At 73.5% G+C, this 22,483-nt stretch carries 18 protein-coding genes and 1 pseudogene; 15 read left to right on the top strand and 4 right to left on the bottom strand.

Going from position 1 to position 22,483, the window contains the following annotated elements; translation table 11 throughout:
- Positions 1-66: 66 nt before the first annotated feature.
- Both F4X11_11275 and F4X11_11270 read left to right on the top strand, forming a co-directional pair.
- On the top strand, positions 67-570 hold the full coding sequence (locus F4X11_11275; GenBank protein MYN65594.1) for a hypothetical protein: 504 nt from the start codon (positions 67-69) through the stop codon (positions 568-570).
- Positions 567-1,220 carry a hypothetical protein gene (locus tag F4X11_11270; protein MYN65593.1) on the top strand — a complete coding sequence of 218 codons (654 nt, stop codon included), beginning with the start codon at positions 567-569 and terminating at the stop codon, positions 1,218-1,220. The genes F4X11_11275 and F4X11_11270 overlap by 4 nt, the downstream gene beginning before the upstream one ends.
- 56 nt (positions 1,221-1,276) lie before the next feature.
- Here the strand turns inward: F4X11_11270 and F4X11_11265 are convergent, their stop codons facing one another.
- The 3 genes from F4X11_11265 to F4X11_11255 all read right to left on the bottom strand — a co-directional run bounded on the left by F4X11_11265 (position 1,277) and on the right by F4X11_11255 (position 4,869).
- Entirely contained in the window at positions 1,277-2,416 is a 1,140-nt protein-coding gene (locus tag F4X11_11265) for a 4Fe-4S cluster-binding domain-containing protein (GenBank protein MYN65592.1), read from the bottom strand.
- Between the two features lie 33 nt (positions 2,417-2,449).
- Positions 2,450-3,568, bottom strand: coding sequence for a hypothetical protein (locus F4X11_11260; protein ID MYN65591.1), 1,119 nt, complete (start codon positions 3,566-3,568; stop codon positions 2,450-2,452).
- A 167-nt stretch (positions 3,569-3,735) separates the two neighbouring features.
- Positions 3,736-4,869 (bottom strand): nucleotidyl transferase AbiEii/AbiGii toxin family protein, encoded by a 1,134-nt coding sequence (locus F4X11_11255; GenBank protein ID MYN65590.1) that lies wholly within the window; start codon positions 4,867-4,869, stop codon positions 3,736-3,738.
- A gap of 705 nt (positions 4,870-5,574) precedes the next feature.
- Between F4X11_11255 and F4X11_11250 the strand changes: the two genes are divergently transcribed.
- The 12 genes from F4X11_11250 to F4X11_11195 all read left to right on the top strand — a co-directional run bounded on the left by F4X11_11250 (position 5,575) and on the right by F4X11_11195 (position 21,779).
- Entirely contained in the window at positions 5,575-6,966 is a 1,392-nt protein-coding gene (locus tag F4X11_11250) for a hypothetical protein (protein ID MYN65589.1), read from the top strand.
- A 147-nt stretch (positions 6,967-7,113) separates the two neighbouring features.
- The gene (locus tag F4X11_11245; protein MYN65588.1) at positions 7,114-7,542 is read left to right on the top strand and encodes a hypothetical protein; all 429 of its coding nucleotides are present in this window, start codon (positions 7,114-7,116) and stop codon (positions 7,540-7,542) included.
- 169 nt (positions 7,543-7,711) lie between these two features.
- Complete coding sequence (locus F4X11_11240) at positions 7,712-10,903, top strand: hypothetical protein (protein MYN65587.1); 3,192 nt, start codon at positions 7,712-7,714, stop codon at positions 10,901-10,903.
- 112 nt (positions 10,904-11,015) lie between these two features.
- Complete coding sequence (locus tag F4X11_11235; GenBank protein ID MYN65586.1) at positions 11,016-12,554, top strand: hypothetical protein; 1,539 nt, start codon at positions 11,016-11,018, stop codon at positions 12,552-12,554.
- 591 nt (positions 12,555-13,145) lie between these two features.
- Positions 13,146-14,018: a hypothetical protein gene (locus tag F4X11_11230; protein ID MYN65585.1), complete on the top strand. Its 873-nt coding sequence runs from the start codon at positions 13,146-13,148 to the stop codon at positions 14,016-14,018.
- A gap of 23 nt (positions 14,019-14,041) precedes the next feature.
- A complete protein-coding gene (locus tag F4X11_11225) occupies positions 14,042-15,016 on the top strand; it encodes a hypothetical protein (protein MYN65584.1) in 975 nt (324 codons plus the stop codon).
- Positions 15,017-15,175: 159 nt separating this feature from the next.
- Complete coding sequence (locus F4X11_11220) at positions 15,176-15,496, top strand: hypothetical protein (GenBank protein ID MYN65583.1); 321 nt, start codon at positions 15,176-15,178, stop codon at positions 15,494-15,496.
- The gene (locus tag F4X11_11215) at positions 15,384-15,983 is read left to right on the top strand and encodes a TrbC/VirB2 family protein (protein MYN65582.1); all 600 of its coding nucleotides are present in this window, start codon (positions 15,384-15,386) and stop codon (positions 15,981-15,983) included. Before F4X11_11220 ends, F4X11_11215 begins: the two co-directional genes overlap by 113 nt.
- 6 nt (positions 15,984-15,989) lie before the next feature.
- Positions 15,990-16,439, top strand: a complete 450-nt coding sequence (locus tag F4X11_11210; GenBank protein MYN65581.1) for a hypothetical protein — start codon at positions 15,990-15,992, stop codon at positions 16,437-16,439.
- Between the two features lie 15 nt (positions 16,440-16,454).
- On the top strand, positions 16,455-18,908 hold the full coding sequence (locus F4X11_11205) for a type IV secretion system DNA-binding domain-containing protein (protein MYN65580.1): 2,454 nt from the start codon (positions 16,455-16,457) through the stop codon (positions 18,906-18,908).
- Positions 17,936-20,131: a hypothetical protein gene (locus F4X11_11200; protein MYN65579.1), complete on the top strand. Its 2,196-nt coding sequence runs from the start codon at positions 17,936-17,938 to the stop codon at positions 20,129-20,131. Before F4X11_11205 ends, F4X11_11200 begins: the two co-directional genes overlap by 973 nt.
- A gap of 25 nt (positions 20,132-20,156) precedes the next feature.
- Complete coding sequence (locus tag F4X11_11195; GenBank protein ID MYN65578.1) at positions 20,157-21,779, top strand: hypothetical protein; 1,623 nt, start codon at positions 20,157-20,159, stop codon at positions 21,777-21,779.
- Here F4X11_11195 and F4X11_11190 read toward each other — a convergent pair.
- On the bottom strand, positions 21,743-22,273 hold the full coding sequence (locus tag F4X11_11190; protein ID MYN65577.1) for a hypothetical protein: 531 nt from the start codon (positions 22,271-22,273) through the stop codon (positions 21,743-21,745). The two genes, F4X11_11195 and F4X11_11190, sit on opposite strands and share 37 nt — an antisense overlap.
- 85 nt (positions 22,274-22,358) lie before the next feature.
- Here F4X11_11190 and F4X11_11185 point away from each other — a divergent pair.
- Positions 22,359-22,483: pseudogene (locus F4X11_11185) on the top strand (response regulator).

Raw genomic sequence — 22,483 nt, 5'->3', positions numbered from 1 at the left:
GGGGGTCCCTTTTCAGATTGCCGCGGGGTCCCTTTTCATCTTGCCGCTACCATCTGGACCGTCGTCGTGAGCGGGTCCTGCCTGCTGGCGGCCTACAACTGGCTGGACGGACGCTACGAGGCGCCGTCCGCGCCCGGGGGCTCGCCGGCCGCTCCTCTGCAGGATCCGGTCGACCCGCTGGACATCGCGTGGGAGTTCGCGGACTGCCTGGAGCGGCTGGCGGTTCTCGAACCCGAGGACTGGCCCGTTCCTCCCGAGGGGGTCGACGCGGGGGTGGTCGAGCGAGTCGACGTCGCGTACCGGTTGCGCTGTGGCGATCTGCTGCGCACGTCGCGGGCGCGGTACTTCGAGCGGCACTACGGCGTGCTGGCCCGCGAGCGGCTGGTGGAGCTGGTCGCCGGGGAGCTTGCGCTGGCCGAGGAGTTCGCGGCGTCGCCCGCGTCCGGCGGCGTCGATGCGGGAATCGTGCGCCTGTCGGGCTACGGCCGGGCGGGGCTGGCCGTTCGCTCGTTCCTGTTCGCTCTCGAGGAGTTGTTCGGGTCCGGCTCGCCAGAGGAGGATCTGCCGTGAGAGCCGTGCCCTCGGTCGTCGTGTGCGCGTTGGCCGCCGCATGCGTGACGAATCCGCCGCCCGCCGGGGAGCGGGACTGGCGGAACGCGTACCGGCAACCGGCCCCGCCGGCGGGGGAGGTTGCGCGGAAACGGCGCGCGGCGGCGGAGGTGGCGTTCGTTCATCCGCGCAGCTGGCGCGGCTTGCGCATCGGGGAGCCTTCGGCCTGCACGGCCTACGACGGGAGCGACTACGCCTCGGCAGGCCCGTGGCCGTCTCCGAGGCTGTCGGCCGCCCCACGAGGCGACGCGTTCCGCTCGGTTCTGTCGTGCACGGCGTTCGATTCGGTGCGCTCGGTCGCTCTGGGCCGGGTCGTCCCGCCCGCGGCGGCGCATGCGGCGGGGCTGTGCGCCGCGCCGCCGCTGGTGCGCCGGGCGTTCGCCTCGGACCCGGACAACTGGGTCTATGCCGAACGGGCCGTATTCGCGGACGGCCGTCGAGGCCGCGGCCCCGACGGCTGGCTGCCTACGCGCAATGCCTGTTGGTACGCGCGCGCCCAGCTGCGCATCCGGCAGCGGTACGGGTTGACGGTCACCGAGGCGGAGGCCAGAGCCCTCGAGGCGCTTCTGGATCGCTGCGGGGAGGCGGGTCGGCGCCCCGCGTGCGGGTAGCCGGGCGGCGTCCAGGAAGCGCGGCTCGGCAAGGCCGTGGCCCGCGGCGCGCGGGACTACACGAGGGGCTGGAACCGGTAATCGAGCTCGTCCATCCAGGCGGCCCGGTCGTCGCGCCGCGCGTGCATCACCCGGCCGAGGTTGGTGGGGTCCTTCGCCTGGTGATAGCGCAGGTAGATGCTGTCGTCGGTGACCAGCGACACCTCGATTTTGCCCGTCGCGTGGGACATGACGTAGCGGGCGCGCCGCGCCAGCCCGGACCCGTGGCGCAAGGCCGCCTGGAAGATCCGCCAGCCCTCGACCAGCGGCACCTCGTAGGGCGCGTTGCCGGCGGTCGGCCGGCCCTGGAACAGGTAGTAGGGAGGGCATCCGGCCCAGCTCAGGCGGTTGTACAGCTCGCCGAGCACCTCGGCGTCGTCGTTGATGCCGCGGATGAGCGGGCACTGGTTCACCATCGTCACGCCGCAGTCGGCGAAGGCCTGCAGCTCGGCGAGCGCCTCGCCGGTGAGCTCGCGCGGGTGGTCGAAGTGCGCCATCAGGTAGATGCGCCGGGGTCCGCGCGAGTGCTTGCGCAGCAGCGCCTGCAGCTCGGCGTCACGGCGCAGCCGCCACGGATCGAACGCCGGCATCTTCGATCCGATGCGGATGATCCGGACGTGGTCGATCAGCGCCAGCTGGCCGATGATCTCGGCCAGGCGTCGGGTGCTCATCAGCAGCGGGTCGCCGCCGGTGAGCAGGACGTTGGTGATCTCGGGATGCGCGGCGATGTAGGCGACGCCGTCGGCGACGTCGTTGGTCGCCTCGTCGTTGTCGTTCATGAACAGCCGCTTGCGGAAGCAGTAGCGGCAGTAGGCGCCGCAGACCTCGTTGCACAGCAGCAGCGCGGTGTCTGCGTACTTGTGCTGCACGCCGCGGGCGACCGTGTTCGCCTCCTCGTCGCTCGCATCGAGCGCGCCGTAGTCGGCGAGCTCCCGCTCGTCGGGCACGACCAGGCGGCGAATCGGATCCTCGGGGTCCGACCAGTCGATGAGGCCGGCGTAGTAGTCGTTGAGCCGGAAGGCGTAGCGTTCGGCGACCGGCGCCAGACGGCGCCGCTCGTCGTCGCTCAGCTGCTCCAGCCGGTCCAGCGTCGTGACGTACCGGACGCGGAAGCTCCTGCTTCCGGCGGTGGGCTCGGCGGTCGCTGTCTGCTCCATGGTCGGTCTCTCCCTGGTTGATTGGCTCGCCGGTTACGCGGCCCGTGCCGATGCCTTCCCGGCGCGCGTGTCGGCGCCGACGACGCGTGCCTTGACGGGCGCGTCGAGTGCGCGCGCCAGCTCGTTGATGAGCGCGGCCTTGCGGGCCGCAGGCCGGACGATCGACGTGTACCAGCCGTTGCCGGACCAGTAGCGGCTCGGGTTGGCGCGGACCGTCGCGGGCAGGTCCGCGAGGTCGCGGGTCATCGGCTTGGACTTGGCGAAGGCCTCGTCCGCGCCCGGCCGGCTCGCCAGCCGGTCGAGGGCCCAGCGCATCACGTCCGCCTGGTTGCGCGTGTCGGTGGGCGCCGGGCAGCCCGGCTCGTCGCATTCTAGGGCCAGCGTCTGGCCCGGCCGCTTCGGGCGCGGTTGCGGAACCGCCGTTGGCATCAGCCCGGGAGGCGGCGTCCTGGCGTCCATCGACGCGATGGCCGCCCGCAGCCCGGCGCCGACCAGGTCGAGGACGCGCGGGGTTCTCTGGCCGGTGTGCACCATGCCGGCGATCATCTTCACCAACTCGTCCGACGGATCGGTGAGCAGCTCCATCAGGGCGCTTCGGGCCCGGGCGGTGTAGATCGCCAGGGCGGCCTGTTCCAGGACCCGCCTCTGGTCCCAGTTGGCCTGGTGCATGGGCGCCAGGGCCTGTGCGGCCGGGAGGCGCAGCGTGCCCGGTTCCAGCACCGTGCGGGCCCACGCGCTGACGCCGAGGCCGGCCTCGCGCAGGTCTCCGATCCACTCCCAGGTGCGTCCGTCCGTGATCGCCCCCAGTTTCGCCTGGCTCTGTTCCAGGCATTTCGACAGCCGATCGAGCGCCTCGTTCCGGCCGTCGCGATCGCGGCGCGCGAAAACAGCGACGAGCAGCACCGGGGCGCCGCCCCGGCGCACGGCGTACTCGACCCTGGCGTCCGGGTGCTTGAGGTTCGTCTTCGTGGTCGAACCGGCCGAGTCCGGGACGAGTGCGAACGGATCGAAGACGTCGACGCCGAGGACACGCTGCAGGAACGGCTGCACGAGTGCCTGGCGCACTTCGGCTCTTACCGTGCACGCTTCCCATCGCGCGTGGACGTCGGCGCTGGCGCGCCGCAGGGCGGCCAGCAGCTTACCCAAGGTCATGGAGGTCATTTCGGCGTCATTGTAGAGAGGCGCAGCCGCCTGAATCGCCGGCCGGCGGATACGGCGCGGCTCGGCAAGGCCGGGCGAGCCTCGGTTCGCGGAGGCGCCGCGGTGCGGCACGGATCGGCAGAGAGCCTGCGGCGGCAGCGCCGCGATGGCATCCCCGATCAGGGCGAGGAACCGCGGGCGGCAGCGCCGGAGCCGGCCGGCCCTTGCCAGTCGAGGATGGTGGTCTCGGTGCCGCCGCGCCCTCTCGCGGCGCCGGCCTCTTGCATGACGCGCCTGCGGCCGCCGGCGGTGTGCCGGTTGAGGAACTCGCCCATGCCGGTGCGCTCGAGCGTGGCGGCCGCCTCGTCGTGCCCGGTGCGGATCGTCGTCGGGGGCCGCCCCGCCGTGCGCGTCTCGATGGTCAGTGCGCCTTGCGTTACGCGAATGCGGACCGCCTGGTAGCGTGCGTCCTCGAGCCGTGCGATGGCCCGCGCGACCACGTCGCGCCGCTCCGGCTCGTACTCCGGGCTCACCCTCGCCAGTGCCGCCTCGGCTTCGTGCCCGAGGCGGTGCGCGTTGATCCGCCAGTGCGTCTTGACCTGGCGGATCTCGTCTTCGCCGAGCATGTTCGCGGCCTGCGCGAGCGCGTCGGGGTCCGCGTGGTGCGCGACCGCGACGTCGAACAGGTCCCGGGCGGGGCTTTCCTCGCGCAGCGCCCGCTCGAGCTTCCCGCGCAGGATCTGCGTCGTGCTCTTGACGCCGACCTCGCGGCCCTCGATGAGCGCGGCGGCCTGCCCGGCCGCCGGCCGAGGATCCAGCTCCGCGATGTCGATGCTCCCCTCGCGGAACACGATCCGGTGGCGCATCCTGCCGGTCGACACGTCGGCGGCGCCCGCGGCCGTCATGTCGGCCCGCAGCGTGCCGCCGACCCGCTCGTCGAGCCGGTCGATCCCGGTGCCGGCCGGGGCCGTCAGGTCGATGTCGGTGCTCTCGCGGTGCCCCCAGCGGCAGGCGAGGATGGTGCCGCCGCCGATGCTCCACCGCGCCGGCGGGCGTCCCGTCTGCGCGAGGGCGCGCTCGAGCGCCGGACCGGCCCTTCGCCACAGCGTCGCTGCCGGTTCGGGCAGCGTCAGCAGTTCCACAGCGGGATTCCGTCGGCTTCGGGCACCAGCGCCATGTGGTTCAGCCACCGGAACCGCGTGAAGGTGCGGAGGCCCTCGACCTTGTGGAACGCGTCGACGAGCTCGCGGATCGTGTAGACGTGCTCGCCCCACGCGTCGATGATGTCGAGGTACGTGGCTTCCCGCGCCCAAGCGGCGATGAGAAGTTGTTGCCGCGCGTCGGGTCTGTCAGCGTGGACGGCGGTGTAGAACTCGGCCGCGCTCGGTCGGCGCGGCCAGCCGGCGCAGCTGCTCGCCAGGCGCCGCGCCACGGCCATGCTCGACGGTCCCATGCGCGCCGGGTCGTGGCCCGTCCAGTCGTTGAAGTACGACGCCGGCGCCGGCTGGTCGGAGAATGCCTCCGGGGGCCCGAGCAGGCACGGGCGGCGGTGAGCAAGGTCGGGAGGGAGCGCGCCGACGAGCTCGTTCCAATGTGCGAGCAGCCGTCGCCTGTGGGCGTCGGATGGTGGCTTGCGCGGCAACTGCGTCGTCGTGGTCGGCATCCGTCTCGGGCAGAGTATTCGCTGGTCTCGCGCGCCGTCAAAACTGGCTGCCGGCCGGTCCGGCAGGCGGCACGCCGTCCCGGGCGGGGCCGCGGTTCGCGTCGCATTGCAGGTCGGCCGGCTCGAACAAGGACATCGGACGGCCGCGCAGCCGGCCGTCGCGTGCGCAAGCACATTTCCGCCCCGCCGGCACCGAATCCGCGCCTCCGCCCGACCACACCATCATCCCATCGCGAGCCGTACTCCCGTGTGGACAGCGTGTGGCGGTGGCGACGCCCAACGGCGTAGCAGCGCGCTCCGCGTCGGCGCCGTCGGTACGCTGCCGGCGCGGTCTGTCCGCGCGCGTGCCCTGATCATGGAACTCGATTTCGAGATGGCGCAGTCGTGGCTCGAGGACCTCTACGAGTCGGACGACGTGCTGAAGATCCAGATCATCAACCACCGCTGTCCGGGGGCGGCGGACTACCGCCAGATCCGGACGACGTATCTGGAGCGCGCCGAGGTCACCAGGGCCGGCCGGCAGCGGGGCCGCCTGATGTGGCTGGGCGAGAAGAACCTCCAGGGCTGGGACGTCTACTGCGGCGTCCATCCGGTGCGCCGGCTGCCCGACGAGCGGGGCCGGCCGGTCTACGGGGCGGAGGCGCGTTTCGTGTCGCGCTTCGCGTTCCTGCACGCCGATCTGGATGCGGGCGGGCCCGCCGCCCTCGAGCGGCTCGCCGAGGACGTCAAGGCGGACTATCTGCCCGCGCCGACGCACGTGCTGCGCAGCTCGTCGACCCCGCCGAAGTACCACCTCTACTGGGAGCTGGATGACCAGTACTGGGGGGCGCCGGACGATGCGGGCGCCGCCGCCCGCGTGGTCGCCTACAACACGGCCCTGGCCGAGCGCTACGGCGGGGACCCCGGCGCGGTAGACGTCGCGCGCATCCTGCGCGTGCCGGGCTTCGTCAATCGGAAGCCGGCCTACACGACCGCCCCGCCGCTGGTGGCGGCGACGAGGGTGCCGCAGCTCTACCGGCTGCCGGTGGCGAAGGCGGTGGCGCCGGATCAGATGCAGGCGCTGATGCTGCTCGTCCGGCCGGAGGTGGCCCACCGGGTGTTCGATCGGGCGGAGCTTCGTTCGATCGCGGGGGACTACGAGTCCTGGCGCCGCGTGTCGGCCTACGCGGCCGAGCGCCGGCGGGCCGCGGGCGCGGGCCGCAACCCGGAGGCCGTGCCGGTCGAGGAGCTGCCTCCGGCCAGGCACGCGGCGCTGGAGCACGAGGCGGGCCGTTCAAGGCCGGAATCGCGGAGCCGTCCCGGGGGCGGCGTGTCCGGACGCGGCGACCACTTCTCGCAATCCGAGGCGGACTGGCGCACGGTGTGCCGCGCACTGGAGTCCGGGGCCGCGGCCGACCGGCTGGTCCGCGAGCTCGCGGAGCGGCGCTCGCCGGTCATGGCGGCGGCGGCGGGGATTGCGCCGAAGCACTCCCCCTACTACTACGCGTGCCTGACCGTCACCAAGGCGGCGCGCAAGGTCGGCGCTCCCCCGCCCACGATGACGGTGGATCAGGCTCGGGCCCTCGACCGGGGACAGCGTCCCGCCCGCTACGGTGCGTCGCCCGCCTCGTCGCTCCCTGCGGACGCCGCCGCGCCGGGTCATGCGGGCGGCGTGCCCGACCGGGCGGCCGGCACCCGGGGCGGCGCGGAGGCGGCCGCAGGGCGTGGTCCCGCGATCGACCGGCCGGGCGATTCGATGTCCCGCTGAGCCTGGCGGGCGATCGCGCAGGGGCATCCTCGGCGCGGTTTCGCGTTCCTACCCTTACGCGTCCTGGGTTGCCGGCCGCCCCGCGCCGGCAACCCTGTCCGGTTCTTGGTGATGCCGGGTCGTGAGCCGGCGGGAGGAGAGGGTGCCGTGGAGCACGAGACCTTGCAGTTCGAGCACCGATTGATCTCGGTGGTCTTTCCGCTCACTCGCGAGGAGTACGACGCGGCGATGGCCTCGGCCTACCAGGTCGCGACGACCGAGCAGCAGCGCCGGGATTGGGATCTGCCCCCCACGCCGGACCTGCCTGAGATGAGCACCGAGCAGGCGATGAAGCTGCTGTTCGCGCAGCCGGGCGATCCGGCCCTCGCCGAGTTCGACACCGAGCTCGGTCCGAGTGACGAGGAGCTGGAAGCGGAGATGGAGGAGGAGCACGCCTCGCGCGGCGAAGTGAGGCTCGACGCGAGCCTGACGCTGGACGAGGAAGCGCTGATACGGGGCGGCGACGTGGGCGAGCAGCCGCCCCCGGCCGCGGGATCCGCGCCGCCTACTCCCGGCGCGCCGGTCCCCGCCGCCTGACCCGATCGTCTCGCCATGAGGCCCGGCCCCGGCGGCCGGCCGCCATCGCGCGGCCGGTCGCCGGGCTTGCGGTCTCCTCGTCCCCCGCGTGCCGCTGAGCGTTGGCTAGGTTTTCCGGTGGCGAGGCGGCTCCGTTCCCGGAGCCCGCTCCCGAGAGGAGGCGTACGCGATGGCGAAGCGCGGCGCGTCGTCCGGCGGTCGCGGTCCGGGTTCCCGGCTGGTCGAGGACGCCGCGGGGCGTTCGTTGGAGGCGAGGACCTTCGGATGGCCGGACCTGGTCCAGGACCCCGACGAGCAGCAGGCGGCGGAGGACGAGACAGCGGCCCGCGCCGAGGAGATCGCCGAGGAGCTCGATGCGCGCGACATCGAGGATCGCGCCGTCGATCCGCTGGCGCTCGAGCCGGGCCGGATCCGCGAGGCCGGGCGCAGCGAGCCGCGGGCCCCCTGGCACGGGGATCCGCTCGAGGAGCGGCGGCATCGCATGCCGCAGCACTCGATCTGGGTCAGCGACGGCAGGGCGGCCTATCTGCGCGAGGACGCGGACCCGGAGCAGCGCCAGCGGGTCGTCCGCGAGATCTGCGGGAGATGGAGGCGGCGCGCGGCGGTGCAGGCGCTGGCCGAAGGAGTCGAGGCGGTGCGCGCGCTGCGCGGGCCGTTCCTGGCGCGGCGTCCGAATCCCGACTTGGTGGCCTACTACCGCGAGTCGGTGGGACGTCCGCCCGAGTGGTACCGGGCGCTGTACGCGGCCGAGGGTCCGCAGGTCGGGACCGGGTGGGTCGTCTTCCGTCCCGAGCGGGTGCGGGGGCGCTACGAGACCGAGGCCGAGGCGAAGCGCGAGGCGCATCCGGGCGACATCCTGCGCCGCTTCCGGGGAAGCAAGGCGGCGGGCCGTCCCGCCGGGTGGCTCGTCTACGAGCGCGAGGCCAGCGTGTCGCGCGTCTTCGGGACGCAGGAAGCGGCCCGGCGGCAGGCCGGCCCCGGTGACCAGGTCCGGGCCGTGCCGCGCGAGATTCCGCGCGACATCGTGTCCGGCTGGGTCGTCGTCACGCCGGAGGTGCTTCGCGGCGGCGCGCACGCCACCGAGACGGCGGCCCGGGCCGCCGCGCGGCCGGGCGAGCGGGTCGAGCATCGGGCCGGCCGGGCCGTGGATACCGAAGAGCCCATCACGGGCTGGGTGGTGGTCGAGCGTCCGCGCCGGGTCTCGCAGCAGATCTACTTCGACGCGAAGGAGGCGCGGGACGCCGCCGGCGAGGGCGACAAGGTCGCGGCCGTCGACGTCAAGCTGCCCGAGGCGCGCGAGTCGCTCGAAAGGCGTCTGCTCCGGGAGGCGGAGCCGCCATACCTGCACGTGACGTTGCGGCAGGTGCACTTCGATCCGGCGGTGCTGTCCGTGCTGCTGGGGATGCACGAGCGGGTTGCGGGCCACCGCGGCTATCCGGACCCGGGCGATCACGCGCGGCGGCTGCTGGACCGCCGCGAGTCGGATCACCGCGCGCTCTGCAGGCGCGACCCCGCCGCGTCACAGGACGTCGAGCGCGGCTGGAACGCCGACCGGCGCGCGATCGCGCAACGCGTGCTCTCGGGAGGCGGCCCCGTCGAACAGGGCCTGACTCTGCTGCGCGCCGTGCACGATCACGCCGAGTCGCACTGGGCGTGGTGCGAGGTCACCCGGTTCCGCAGCCGCGCCCATACCGCGGTGGGACTCGACCCGGCGCGCCAGCAGGCGGCTCCCGACAAGTTGGCGCTGATCGACGAGGCGTATCCGAACCTCAACCGCGCGATCGAGGTGCTCGACCCCGCGTCGCCCCTCGCTGTGCGCCCGGCGGGGGCGGGGGCGCGCTTCGACCGGGCGATGGCCGCCGCGATCGACGGCGTGCGCAGCTTGTCGCTGGCGGCCGGCGCGCGCCCCTCGGCGGCCGATGCGGAGTTGGCGGTCTTCGAGGCCGTGCGTGCGCTCGACGGCCGCCTCGGCGGCACGGGGACGATGCCCGGCTCGCCGCCCGAGTGGCCGCTGGACGGGCTCGAGGACCAGGTTCCGGCGCCCGGGCAGTGGGTCGCCGAGACCATCGGCGCGCTCGCCGAGCGGGGCCGCGCGGTCCGGTTCGCGGCCGATGTCGCCCGTCCCGAGCTGGTCGATCCGCCCAGGGGCGGGATCGAGCTGCGGCTCCCGGCGTCGTGGTCGGTGGCGGCGGCCGACGGCGAGGTCACCGTGCACGTGACCTCGTCTGAGCCGCTCGTGGACGGCCGGCTCCGCCTGGCGCCGCTCTCGGAGGACGACTGCCGGGACTTCTTCCGGGAGGTCGGCTTCGCCCTCGAGGAGACCCTTCGGCCGTTCGAGCCGTCCCCGGACCCGTCTCCGGCGCCGGCCGAGGCGGAGGCGGCCAAGGCGGTGGCGGCGGCGGATCGGTTCTACAACCGGTATCCGCGGGACGCCGCCGTCTACTACGGCCGGCAGGTCGAGCACTTCGCGGAACTGATGACGGCACGCGCCTGCTCGCGCGAGATTCGCGAGCTTCCCGGTGACGCCGACGGCGCCTGGGTGGCGCCCGGGCGGACGCTGGCGCAGTCGGACCGGGTCGACGAGCTGCTGGCCCGCCGTGCCGGCGTCGATGCGCAGCGCGTGGGGGCGCTGCTTCCCGAGGTTCGCGCCGCGGTGCGTGACTCGGAACAGCAGCGGCGCGACCTGGTCGATCGGCTGCAGACGGTCCTGGAGGCGGCCGAGACGGCGGGGCTTCGCGTTGACGGACCGGCGGGCGGGCAGGTCGGCTACGTGGCCGACGCGCGTCCGCCAGAGGCGCAGCGCGATGCGCGGGCCGGCGGGCCCGAGGACCGTCTCGTCGTCCCGGCGCGGGCGGCCGACGCCGCGCAGCCGCGGTCCCGGCTGACCGAGCTGCATCGTCAGGTCTACGAGGCGCTCTGGCTGGCGTCCGGGCACCCGCAGCGTCGCGATCGCGAGACGGCCGGGGCCGTGAGCGCCGCCCAGCCGGCCGGCCGCGCGTGCACGGTGGAGTCGCTGCGTCTGGTGGCCGGCCATGCGGGCGCCGATGCCCATCGCGCCGCGTACCCGCGCGAGCGCGAGTTGGCGTCGCGCTTCGCGGCGGCCCGCCTCGCCGAGGCGGCGGCCCCGCACTGCCGGGAGAGCTGTCCGTCCTCGGGCGACGGCCTGGACAAGCGGGACCGGATGGCGCTCAAGCGCGCCGACACGTGGCTCTGCCGGGCGCTGGCCGAAGCGGAGGCCGGCGAATCGCCCACGGCCCCGGAACCACCGACCCGCGGCGGCGGGGTTCCGGACCGGGCCGCGCCTGCCGGCGGGAGGACCGCGGGGCCGGAGCCGGAGCGGGGGCCGGAGATCTCCCGGTAGGTCGTTGGGGGCGGCCTCGGATGCTCGTCCCCGTCTTCACCGTCGGTAGCTTTCTCGCGTCGCCGGGGCGGTCCCGGCGCCTGTTCACCGCTTCATTCTCCGGGAGGGTCTCATGGCCAGACGAACAGGGTTCCCGCGGCGGCCGCGATCCGACGATCTGACCGCGGACGTCCTGTACGACCAGTACGGAAAGGACTTCGCGGCGGATCTTCGGGCGGGCGTCGCGCCGAACCAGCGCGAGGACGACATGCTGCCGCCGTGCGCGATTCTCAACGCCACCGGGCGGCAGAACGACGACGGCACGCCGGAGTTCAAGTCCGGGAAGCGCTACATGGGGGCGACCGGCATGGTGCTGCGGCGCGACTGCGCGCAGCGCGATTCTCCGGACTCCCGCTACGGGACGCTCAACGGGGCCGCGAGGCTGAAGGAGGCGCTCGGCGAGCGGGGCCGCGCCCTGCGCGGCCGCAACCCAGTCACCGGCGACCGCCCGCAGCCGGTTCAGGTCCGCAGCAACTTCGCCAGCCAGGTGCAGTCGGTGCACCAGCAGGACGGCGAGGGCTACAACGCGCGCGGCGAGTTGGGCCCAGTGAAGAAGGGCGATCCGATCTACGACGAGGACCGGAACCGGGCGCCCGACACCTACGAGGCGCGGCGCACCTACCCCGCCTACCACCTGTCGGACTTCGACATCCAGAGCATGCCGGAGCGCTCGCAGCCGATGTCGCGGGACTGGGCGATCGAGGAGGGCAACCGCCGCTTCGCCGAGAAGTGCAAGGCGGCCGGCGCCGAGGTGCGCGAGCCGGACGACGAGGAGCGCGCGATCTGCAACATCGAGTACGCCATGGACCGCGTCCTCGACAAGGAGGCGGCGCGCGGCACCGTCGTCAACAGGGACGTCGAGGACCTGAAGAAGATCGAGTTCTCGGTCGGGCCCGAGGGAGAAGCCACGATCAACGTGCCGAAGGACGAGGCGTTCGCCGACGTCCACGAGAAGTACACGCAGCTGGCGGTGGCGAGCGCGCACGCCCACCTCTACCGCGAGGCGCACGCGCGCGCGGCGGACGCCGAGGCGCGCAACGAGGTCGACCAGGCCGCCGAGGACCGGATCGAGGCCTACAAGCTGGCGGAGAGCAAGCGGCCGTACTCGGCCGAGTTCGCCAAGGCGGAACTGGCGGCGACCTATGCCGGCATGACCGAGGTCACCGGCCACTGCGCCACCTACGTGCCGCCCGCGTCGACCCATCACAAGAAGATGGTCGAGACCTGGGCGCAGACGCTCGAGGCGCCCGGCGGGCTGGCCGCCGTCGGCCGCGACGTCCAGTCGTGCGAGAGCTACTTCAACGCCAGGCGGGTGTCGCAGGAGCGCAACCGCGAGCAGCAGCGCGACCGCGCGCCGGCCCGGGTGGACGAACAGGGCAACCCGGTGCCCGGGGGCTCCGCCCAGGAGGCGGCGCGCCGGGCCCGCGCCCAGATGCGCGCCGAGCGTCAGGCGGGCGAGCAGCCCCAGGAGCACCGGGGCGGGGTGCCCGACCGGGCGGCCCTGCCCGCCGGCGCCGCCGCCGGCACGCCGGGGCGGGACAGTTCCCGGACCCAGGACACCGCCGGCCGGGACCAGGCGTCGCAGGCCGACGAGAACAGTCCCGCGCGGTAGCGCCGAATTCCCTTCAGGGGAACTCGCGGTTGGCGAGTTCCCCCTCTCCTTCCTTCCATCGGTTTCCTCGGGGTCGTCCGATCGGTCTTCGCACCCTGGCTGCAGGGCGCTGAGGGGCGGATGGGCGCGGGTCGCGGGGTCCCGCGAAGTCGCCCGCTTCGCAGGCTCCCGCGGGGACTCGCGTGCCTGGAATCTCGACGGTTGATTCGGGTCTCAGTCTGTGTCGGCGGCTCGACCGGACCGCTCCTGCGGCCGCGCATCGGGTGCTGAACCGGAAATCGGACTTCGGGCCGGGAATGCGTTGCAGCCTTGTTTCACGGGAAGGAAACGGCGACGGATGATCCCCTTTTGCCCGCCGTTACGGTAAGTGCCAGAAGCACGCGTTTGCACGCTTCGCAGAGTGTCAGCACGACCCTCTCGCTACCGGCAAACCCATTGAGCGGGGTGTTGGAGACACCGGGAGGGTTCGGCTCCGGCGCACTGGGCGCGTGCCGCCGAGCCGGCGCGAAAGCTTCTTCGTTCGTCGCGCCGGGGCCTCGTGCGATCTTCGCTTCGGTATCGTTGTCGCCGGTCGTTCAGGCGGTTGCCCACGTGCCGGAGCCCGACATCTGCCTCCCCGCCGGCGCCGACATGGTCGAGATTCTCCTCGGCGGCGGCGCGCCCCTCGACGACCTTCGGACGCTGTTCAGCGGTCTCGACCCTGGGGTGTACATCAACGCGCTGCTCGTGCAGGCGGTCGATCCGGATCTGCTCGAACAGATCCTGCCGCCCGCCGAGGCGTCCCGCTGGGTGCCTACGCTGCGGGCGCGCTACGTGGCGCTACGGCGCCACTTCCCCGCTCCGTTCCTGACGGTGGATCAGGACTGGACGCGGCAGCGCGCCCGGTGGCAGAGCGGCGACGGCGCCGCGCTGGAACAGCCCGCGGACCGGCGCGCGGATGCCCGGGACGGTGCCGGCGCACCGGCGCCGCCGAGCCGGGCCGCGCCGCCGCGCGGCCGCGGGAAAAGGCGGCGGGGCGGCGCCGGGTCGCGCCCGCAGGCGACGGCGCAGGATGGCGGCGAGGCCGTCCCGGTTGCCGGTGCCGAGCAGGGAACGGCTGGCGCGACCGGAGACGGCACGGCGGCCACGCGAGCGCGCAAGCCCGCCGGTGCCGGGGGCTCGCCTTCGGCCCTGGCGGGAGGCAGCCCGGCGCACCCGCGGCAGGGCGGCGGCGTGCCGGACCGTGCCGCGGTGGCGCGGCCGGCTGACGCCGGTGGCCGGCCCGCCGCACGCGCCGCCCTAGGCATGCACGGCACCGTCCTTCTGCAGACCGCGCGCCAGGGACCCGACGCGCCGGCCGCCGTGCTCGAGGCGCTGCGCAGCCGCCCGGCGGTGGCCGACGACTGGGCGGCGTTCCGCATCGGCTCGTCCGCCTTCGCGCGCGTGGTCGAGCGCTCCGCGCCGGGCGGGACGCGGGGCCGGTAGGACCGGGGCGGTAGAGATCCGCCGTGGCGCTGTTTCATCGCTGGGACGCGCGCGCCGTCGTCGACGAAGTGCGTCGACGACGCGCGGCGGCGCCGTCGCTGCCGGAGATTCCGCGGCCGCCGCGGCTGGATGGCGATCCGCGCCGTCCGGTGAACGAGCTGCGCGATCCGCGCGGCCCGCGCCACCGCGGGAGCCGGGGCGACCGTCGCGACGTCGCCCGGCGCAGCCGCCAGGAGCGCGAGGACGACGTCCTCGTCCTGCTCGGCGTCTTCCGGGTCGCTTCGCGCCGCTCGGTCGTCGAACGCTGCTTCGACGGACACCCGTTCGCGGCCAACCGCACGTTGGCGTCGCTGCGGAAGCGGGGCCTCGTCGACGTGCACACCGTCGAGCGGGGCCGCTACGGCTACCAGGTGTTCGCGCTCTCGGGCACGGGGCGCGACCTTGCCGCCCGCCGCCTCCGGAAGCGCCGCGCGGCCGCGGATGCGCGGGCGGACCCGCTTCTCGAGCAGGAGCAGCGCCTCTGGCAGGGCATGGGCGACGCGCGCCAGCTCGAGCACGACCACAACGTGGTCGAGGCGGTGCTTCAGGACGCCGAGCCCGCGCTCGCCTCGGGTGCGCGCATCCGCCGGGTGCGCCTCGAGTCGGAGCTGCGCGGATTCCTGGCCGCCGCCGACGACGCCGGCCGGCGCCGGGGCGGTCCGGCCGAGGCGCGCCGGGAGCGGGCGCGATCCGCCCAGTCGATAGGCTTGCGGGTGTTCGCCGAAGGCGTTCCCCTGCCCGATGCTCTGGTCGAGCTCGAGTACCCCGACGGAACCCGCACGGTGCGAGGCATCGAGGTCGCCACCGGCAAGTACACGAGCCGCCAGATGGCCCAGAAGCGGGAGGCCGGGTTCCGTGTCTACGGCTTGCAGGGCTTCCGGGGCGAGCGCGGGCGGAAGCGCTACGGGACGTTGAACAAGGACGTGGAGTTCCCGCTCGACTGGGGAGGAGGAAGGTGATGGCGTTCGAACGGGCCGCGGGAGCATTCGGCGGCGCTGGCGCGCGGGCTGCGTGCGGCAGCGGCGGGAGCGGTCCGTGCCGCGGCCGCCGGCGGGCGGTGCCCAAACGCACGATAGGAGGCGGTCGAGTGCCCGCGTCTTTCCGAAGGTGATGCAGTCGTGCAGCCGTGGCAGGTCTCGCTCGGACTGTCGATCGTGATCCTCGTGCCGGGAGGCGTATTCGTCTCCTACGAGCTCGGCTACCTGACCGGCTACTGGGGCCTGGTCATGGACCTCTACGGCTACCACGTCGTCGTGTCGCTGGCGAGCGTGTACCTGCTGACCGTTTTCGGCGTCTACCAGCTCGCGCGCTCCCTGTCGCTGGGCGATGTCGGATCGCGGATCAGCGTGCTGGATCGGACCATCCGGGAAGGCCGGGCCGGTGACGAGGCGCTGTCCGAGGCGCTGCGGCGCGAGGAGGCCGAGGACTACGAGTCCTAGTCTTCTCCTGTCGTCAGGGCCGGGCGGCCCTGAAGGGGGTGAGCCGATGTTTCCCGTTGCGTTGAACGTAGGTCCTCTCGTGCGTTGCGTCCTGGTGCCCGGTGCCTTCCTGGGCGTGTTGTCGGCGGCGTGGCCCGCAATGGGTCCGTGGACCACGCTGCTGCTGGCGGTCGGCTTCGTGCTCCTGCCGGAGCTCGTGCAGGCCAGCGCCGGCACCGGCACGGGCGCAAACCCGTGGACGGACGGCATCCAGGTGATCTGTCAGGCATTCGGCGGCGTCATCGGGCGGTCGCTGGCGATCGTCGCGGTCGTCGTCGGCGGTTTGCTCTTCGCTTTTGGCGAAGGCGGCTCCAAGTCGGCCATCGCGTCGCTGATCTTCGGGGCCGGCATGGTCCTGGGCGCGGTCAACTTCCTGACTTGGCTCAACCTCGGCGGCGGGGTCGGCGCCGGCGGCACCGGCGCCGGAACCGTCACCGGCTGCGTGTAGGGCGTCATGGCGCGCCGGCTGCTCGTCGGTCAGCAACGCTGGGAGGGCTTCCACGTGCTGTGCAAGCCCGCGGAAATGGCCGGGGTGGACCGCCGGCTGATCGGCATCCTGGTGGTCTGCTTCATGGTGCTGTGGCAGGGCATGTCGATCTGGATCGGCATCGCGATCACCGCGACGCTCTACTGGTTCTTCAGGCGCCTGAGCAAGCACGACCCGCAGTTCTTCTCGGTGCTGCGCAACGCGTCGCGGCTCCCCGCCGCGTGGTACGACCCCGCCCGGGTGCCGAGCGTTCTCGGCGGCTTCGTCGTCGACTCGCAGGAGCAACTGGCCGCGATGGACGACATGCGCAAGCGCTTCTTCGAGCCGAAGCGCCAGGTTCCGGCGGGCTGGCGCAGCCGGCTGCTGGAGCTGATCGAACTGCTGGGCGGCGGCGGGCACGCAACCTCGGGTTCCTAGAGGGCGCAGATGGGCATGTTCTCTCCGAGCGAAGCGTCGCTCGTCGACCGTCTCCCCTACTGGGGCTTCATGGCTCCCGACATCGTCCTTACGACCGACGGCCTGCTGCTCCTGTTCGCGCAGGTGACGCCGGCCGGCGTCGACGGCAAGTCGGCCGAGGACCTCGATCAGGTCACGCAGGCGTGGCAGCGCCTGCTGGCCGCGGTCGAAGCGCCGCACCGGGCGTTCTTCGTCTTCCAGCGCCCGGAACCGCCGCTCGCGGGCGACTTCGCCGGCCGGGACGATCTGGCCGGGCTCGCGCAGCGCAAGCGCGCGGCGTTCGTTTCCCGCAACACGCGGCAGATGGACGTCTATCTCGTCGTCGCCTTCGACCCGAAGCTGCGGAGCAGCTTCCGCGAGGACCACGCGCGCTGGTGGATGGCCTACGCGCGCCGGTGGCTGCGGGAGCGCACGCGCCAGGAGCACCTGACGTTCTACGTGCGCGAGCTGATGGCGGACGCGGTCGCGGCGGCGCGCACCCGCTACCAAGCGCTCGTCGCCCAGGTCTCGGACCTGACCCCCGTGCGCACGCTCGAGGGAAACGCGATCACCCGCCTGCTGCACCGCATCGTCAATCAGGCGCAGGGCGCGTATGCACCGCTGTCGCGCAATCCGCGCTACGGGCTGAGCTGGCGCCTGGCCGACGAGACGCTCGTCTTCGAGCGCAACCACATGCTGGTGGGCGACAAGATCGTGGGCCTGTACTCGCTGGCCCTGCCCCCGCAGGCGAGCGCCGCCAACGCGCTGGGCGAGCTCTACTCGCTGCCCGTCGACCTGTGCGGCGTCCTCGAGTGGCGCCCGGTCGAGCGCTACGAGGCGGCCAGGCGCATCCGCTCGGTGCAGAAGCACTACAACACGATGCGCTGGTCGTTCCTGGCCGCGATTACCGACACCGAGGGGACGCAGATGGCGGTCGAGGACGCCTCGTCGGGCGCCGCCGTCGAGCAGCTTCACCGGGCGATGCTGGAGCTGGAGACCGTGGGGGTGCCCTACGGCGACTTCGCGCTGTCGTTCTCGCTGGCGGTCGATTCGGCGACCGAGCTCGACGAGGTCGGCGCGCAGATCCAGCGCGTCATCACCGAGCTCGACGGCAAGGCCGTCAAGGAGCGCTACGGGCAGCCCTCGGTCTGGTTCCAGCGCTGGCCGGGCCAGAAGGCCGCGCCGTTCGCGCGGCCCCTGTTCGTGTCGGCCGGACAGGTCGCCACGATGGCCCCGCTGTTCGGTCCGGTCAGCGGGTACGAGCGCTGCAAGCACCTGGACGCGCCGCCCCTGACGCGCTTCGAGACCCGCTGGTCGAGCCTCTACGACTACGACCTGTTCGGCGGCAAGGACGTCGGCCACACCCTCGTGCTCGGCGCCACCGGGTCCGGCAAGTCGTTCCTGCTGAACTTCCTGCTCACCCAGGCGCTGCAGTACGACCCGCGGGTGGTCATCCTGGACCTGGGCGGGTCCTATCGCTGGATCACCGAGTTCGTCGAGGGCTCCTACCTCGGCATGAGCGCCGAGGTCGACCCGGCCGCGGCGGGGCTGCAGCCGCTCGGTCTGGAGCCGGGCGAGCGCACGACGCAGTTCCTCACCGGCTGGCTCCGGCGCCTGCTCGAGCTCGGCGACTACCCCGTGCAGTCGGCCGAGCTGGAGGACATCCGCCGGCGCATCGAGGACGTCTACCGGCTGCCGCGCGAGGAACGGACCCTGTCGGCCGTGGTCAAGCTGCTCGACAAGGAGATGTGGCCGGCGCTCGGCCGCTGGGTCGGCGAGGGGGCGTGGGCGTCGACCTTCGACGGCCCGCCGCGGCCGGTCGATCTGGCCCGCGACCGCTGGCAGGTCATCGACCTGGCCGGAGCGCAGGAGCACGAGGACTGGTGCGCGGCGGCGCTGTCGTACCTCTTCGAGCGGCTGCGCTTGGTGATCGACGACGAGAAGGAGATCGGCCGCCTCAAGCTGATGGTTGTCGACGAGGCGTGGCGCTACCTCGCCGACCCGTCGGTGCTGGCCGCGCTGATGGAGGCGGCCAAGACGTGGCGCAAGCGCAACGCCGTGCTGATCCTGGCCACGCAGAGCGTCGTCGACGTGGCGTCGAACGACGCGGCGCGCGCGCTGCTGGAGATGCTGCCGACGAAGCTCTTCCTCGCCAATCCGGACTTTCCGCGCTCGGCCGCCGATACGCTGTCGCTCACCGATGCCCAGTTCGAGACCGTCCGCACGCTCCAGCCGAAGCAGGAGATCTACCTGCACCGCGCCCGGGAGCAGGTCGTCCTGCGGCTCGGGGTGGATCCCGAGAGCTACTGGCTCTACACGTCGTCGCCGACCGACGCCGCCGTGCGCGCCAGGATGGTCGCGGCGTACGGCCTCGAGGGGGCGCTCACGCGCCTGGCCGCGGGTCTGCGCGAGCCGGGCGAGGACGTCATGAAGCAGGCGGTGCTGGCGTGAGGTGCTGCGCCCGGGTCGCCGCGTGCGTCCTGTTCCCCGCCTGGGCCGCGGCGCAGCCGACGCCGCCGTTGCCGGCCGATGCAACGGCGCAGCCGGCCGGCGCGCCCGCCGCGGCGTCGAACCCCGAGCTCGACAACGTCCTCGCCGACATCCAGGCCGAGCTGGCCCGGCTCGCAGGCCAGGGCGGCACGGGCGGCGCCGACGAGGGTCTCCCGGGGGACTGGCCGGACCTGACGCCGTTCGCCCAGGCGGCGCCCATTCGCCAGATCGTCCATCCGGCCGACCGCTCGATCACCGTGCTCACGGCGCTGCTGCGGCACACCGTGCTGCTGCTGCCAGCCGACGAGCGCATCGTCGACTATGTCGTCGGCGATTCGCTGTTCTTCGACGTGCGAGGGGCGGACAACGTCGCCTACGTCAAGGCGATGGCGCCCAACCGGCGCACCCAGCTGTCGCTGGTCACCGACCGGAACCGGGCCTACAGTTTCGATCTGTTCTCGACCGAAGTCCATCGCCCCGACGAGGTCCTGACGATCCTCTGGGAGCCGGAGCGCGCGCTGTCAGACGGCGACGTGGGCGCCGGCCTGGTGAGGAGCTTCGACCAGCCGTTCGCGCTCGACTTCGCGCCGGCCGAGCGGGTCACCGAGCTGCGGCGCCGCATCGGCGCGGCAGAGGCCGATCAGCGGCGCGTCGAGGCGGACGCCCAACGGCAGCTGCGCACGGTCGAGGAGCTGGCCGAGCGCCGGTTCACCGAGTTCCTGCAGGCGTATCCCCGCCGCCTCCAGTTCCGCTACCGCCTGACGCCCGAGATTCAGGAGGCGCCGCTGTTCATCACCCAGATCTGGACCGACGGCCAGTTCACGTATCTGCGATCGAGCGCGCAGGAGTCGCCCGCCATCTACACGCTGAGCGGCATCGAGGGCGAGGAGCCGGTGCTGGTCAACGTGGAGCTGAGCCCCGCGGGCCTGTACGTCATCGACCATGTCGTCGGGGCGGGCTTCGCGCAGTTGCACGGCGCCCGCGGGGAGTGGTTCCTCTGGGACGTGCCCCCGCTCGGGATCCTGCCGGAGATCGTCGAGCAGGGGTTGCCGCCCGCCGGAAGGCCGCCGGCGTGGATACCGACCCGCGCCTCGCGCAACTGGTTCCGCCGGCACCCGAAGCTGTTCGGGTGGCTCGTCGCCTCCGGCGTCGGCGGCTCGATCGTCCTGTCGAAGGTCTTCTAGGGCTGTGGCCTCGGGGTGAGCACCGATGTTTCCGACCAGGGATTTGTCGCTTCGCCTGATTCTCGCCGCGGCGCTGGCCCTGCAGTCGGCGTCGGCCGCCGCGCAGGGGGGCCGGGCCGCCGCCCTGCGGCAGGAGGCTTCCGAGCTGCTCGGCGGCGCGCTCGAAACGGTCGCCGGAATGCTCCCCGGCGACGCGCCCGACCCGGCGCTGCTCGACGCGGTCGATACCGCCTTCGACGTGCGCCAGCGGCTCGGAAACGCCGTGTTCGCGGTGCCGGTCGCCGGCAACATCGGCTACGTCCTTCGTGCGCGGGTCTTTCACGACCTGACGATCATGTTTCCTCCGGCCTGGCGCATCGCGCAGGTCTTTCCGGGGGACGCCACCCGATGGCGGGTGACGCAGCTCAGCTCGCTGGTCGTGGTGCAGCCGGGCGAGGCGCAGGCCCGCACGAACCTGACGGTGGTCTTCGCCAACGGCGAGCTGCTGCAGGTCGATCTGCAGGAGATCACCGGCGTCTGGGGCGTCGAGCGCACCGGCCGGGCCTACATCGGCCCCGAGTCGTGGCTCGTGCGGCGCATCTTCGCGATGATGCCGGCCGACGTCGAGGCGCGGATGACCGGGCTGATCGTCTCGGGCGAGCTGCCGGTCGGCGCGTTGCTGGCCGACCCGGTCGAAGCCATCCGGCGGCACGGCGCCTTCGACGCGCTGCCTCCGCCGCCCGATATGGCCGGCTTCGCGCCGCCGAGGCGGGAACGTGCGGCGGCGGGCGGGCCCGCCGCCCCGGTTGGGCCCGACCCGGCCGGTGCGGCCGCGCCTGCCGCCCGCCCCCCCGAGGCCGCGCGCGGGCAGACCGGATCGCCGGACCCGGACGCCGATGAGGCGGCGGCCGAGGATGCCGGCGCAGCTTCGCCGGTCGCGCCGGCGCCGGTCGTGCCCGGTTTCGACGACCCCGCGCCGGCGCCGGGTCCGGAGCCGGAGGCGATTGAGCCGGGAGTGTTGCCTCCGGGCGACGGCGTCGGCCCGGTCATTCGTCCGCCCTCGCCGGCCGCCGCGCTCGGCGACGGGCCGGCCGGCCCCGCGCCGGCCCGGATTCGATACGTGAGCCTCGTCCCGTCGCGCGCGGCGCTGGCGGCCGGACGGCCGGAGGCGCGCGCGCAAGGGGCTCGGCCCCCGGCGGCCGATGTCCCTCCGCTCGACGCGCAGTTCGTGTCCGGGGACGAGATTCAGGCGCTCGAGTCGGAGCTGGCTGCCGCGGAGCGCGCCCGCGACTACGCCCGCCGGTCCGCCGGCGACCGCCTCGCCGAAGCGGCGCTGGGGATCGAGGCCGGCCTCGCGGAGCTGCGCGCCGACTACCCGTCGCGGGTCCAGTTCTCGCTGATGACCGATCCGGAGATGCCCCCCTATACGGGCCCCTTCTGGCATCTGGGGGGCTGGCACGACGGCGACTACACCTACTGGCGGCTGCTCGCGCCGGACCCGGTGTTCGTCGATGCCGAGACCGGCCGGACCCTGCGCGCCGAGGGTCTCGACCGCTTCCTGTACCGCCTCGACGGGGTCGTCGAGCGTGGCGCGATCGTGGTGGATGGTCCCAACGGCCGTCCCCGTCATCTCTATTGGCGCCGCCGCCGCGAGCTGGAGGGCCCGTAGCCATGGCGTCGCCGTCCTGGAAGGACGTCCGCAAGCCGCTCGGAGCGCTGCTTCCCAACTGGCCCCTGCTGGCAGGGCTCGTGCTGTCGGCCGTGCTGCTCGCCGGCCTGTTCCTGACCGCGCCGCCTGCACCGCCGGCGCCGGTGGATCCGCTGGACCAGCGGCTTCTGATCCCCGTCGACGAGGCGGCCACGCCGCGCGACGTCGAGCGCCGCACCGGCGACATCCAGAGCGAAGCGCAACGGCGCGCGAACGAGTTGGCGCAGCAGCGCCGCCGCGAGCAGATGGAGGCCGAGCGCCTGCGCCGCGAGCAGGCGGCGCGCATGGCCGCCGACGCCGAGGCGCTGCGCCGCGCCCGCGCCCAGTTGGCCGCGCTGCGGAGCCAGCCGAACCAGGTCGGGCTCGACACCGAGCTGACCGACGCGATGGCGACGTCGGCCGACGAGGCGCAGATGCTCGAGACGCTGCGCCTGGAGGATGTCCAGCGCCGGCATCAATCCGTGCGGGCCGCCGCGGTCGTGTCCTCGGCGCGCGGCATCGGCGAGCGCGCGCACGTGCTCGACCGCCCGGAGATCATGTCCCGCGCCGTGCGCCCGCAGGCGCCCCCCCCCCCCCCCGGGGGGCCCCCGCCGGCGGGGGGGGCCCGGCCCCCCGCCGGGGCGGGCGCCGCCCGGCGCGCGGGCGGGCCGGCGCCGCCCCCCGCC

This window comes from Acidobacteriota bacterium (assembly GCA_009861545.1).
In the GTDB taxonomy this organism is placed as follows: Bacteria; Acidobacteriota; Vicinamibacteria; order Vicinamibacterales; family UBA8438; genus WTFV01.
Note: the sequence above shows the minus strand (reverse complement) of the source record. Positions and strands in the feature narration are given on the sequence as shown.

Coding starts and splice junctions, on each gene's coding strand:
- F4X11_11240 (MYN65587.1), top strand. CDS start 7,712: ATGGCGAAGCGCGGCGCGTCGTCCGGCGGTCGCGGTCCGGGTTCCCGG.
- F4X11_11190 (MYN65577.1), bottom strand. CDS start 22,273: ATGCCGGCGCTGGACATCCTCCAGGCGCAGCGTCTCGAGCATCTGCGC.
- F4X11_11235 (MYN65586.1), top strand. CDS start 11,016: ATGGCCAGACGAACAGGGTTCCCGCGGCGGCCGCGATCCGACGATCTG.
- F4X11_11250 (MYN65589.1), top strand. CDS start 5,575: ATGGAACTCGATTTCGAGATGGCGCAGTCGTGGCTCGAGGACCTCTAC.
- F4X11_11210 (MYN65581.1), top strand. CDS start 15,990: ATGGCGCGCCGGCTGCTCGTCGGTCAGCAACGCTGGGAGGGCTTCCAC.
- F4X11_11195 (MYN65578.1), top strand. CDS start 20,157: ATGTTTCCGACCAGGGATTTGTCGCTTCGCCTGATTCTCGCCGCGGCG.
- F4X11_11205 (MYN65580.1), top strand. CDS start 16,455: ATGTTCTCTCCGAGCGAAGCGTCGCTCGTCGACCGTCTCCCCTACTGG.
- F4X11_11260 (MYN65591.1), bottom strand. CDS start 3,568: ATGACCTTGGGTAAGCTGCTGGCCGCCCTGCGGCGCGCCAGCGCCGAC.
- F4X11_11265 (MYN65592.1), bottom strand. CDS start 2,416: ATGGAGCAGACAGCGACCGCCGAGCCCACCGCCGGAAGCAGGAGCTTC.
- F4X11_11215 (MYN65582.1), top strand. CDS start 15,384: ATGTCGGATCGCGGATCAGCGTGCTGGATCGGACCATCCGGGAAGGCC.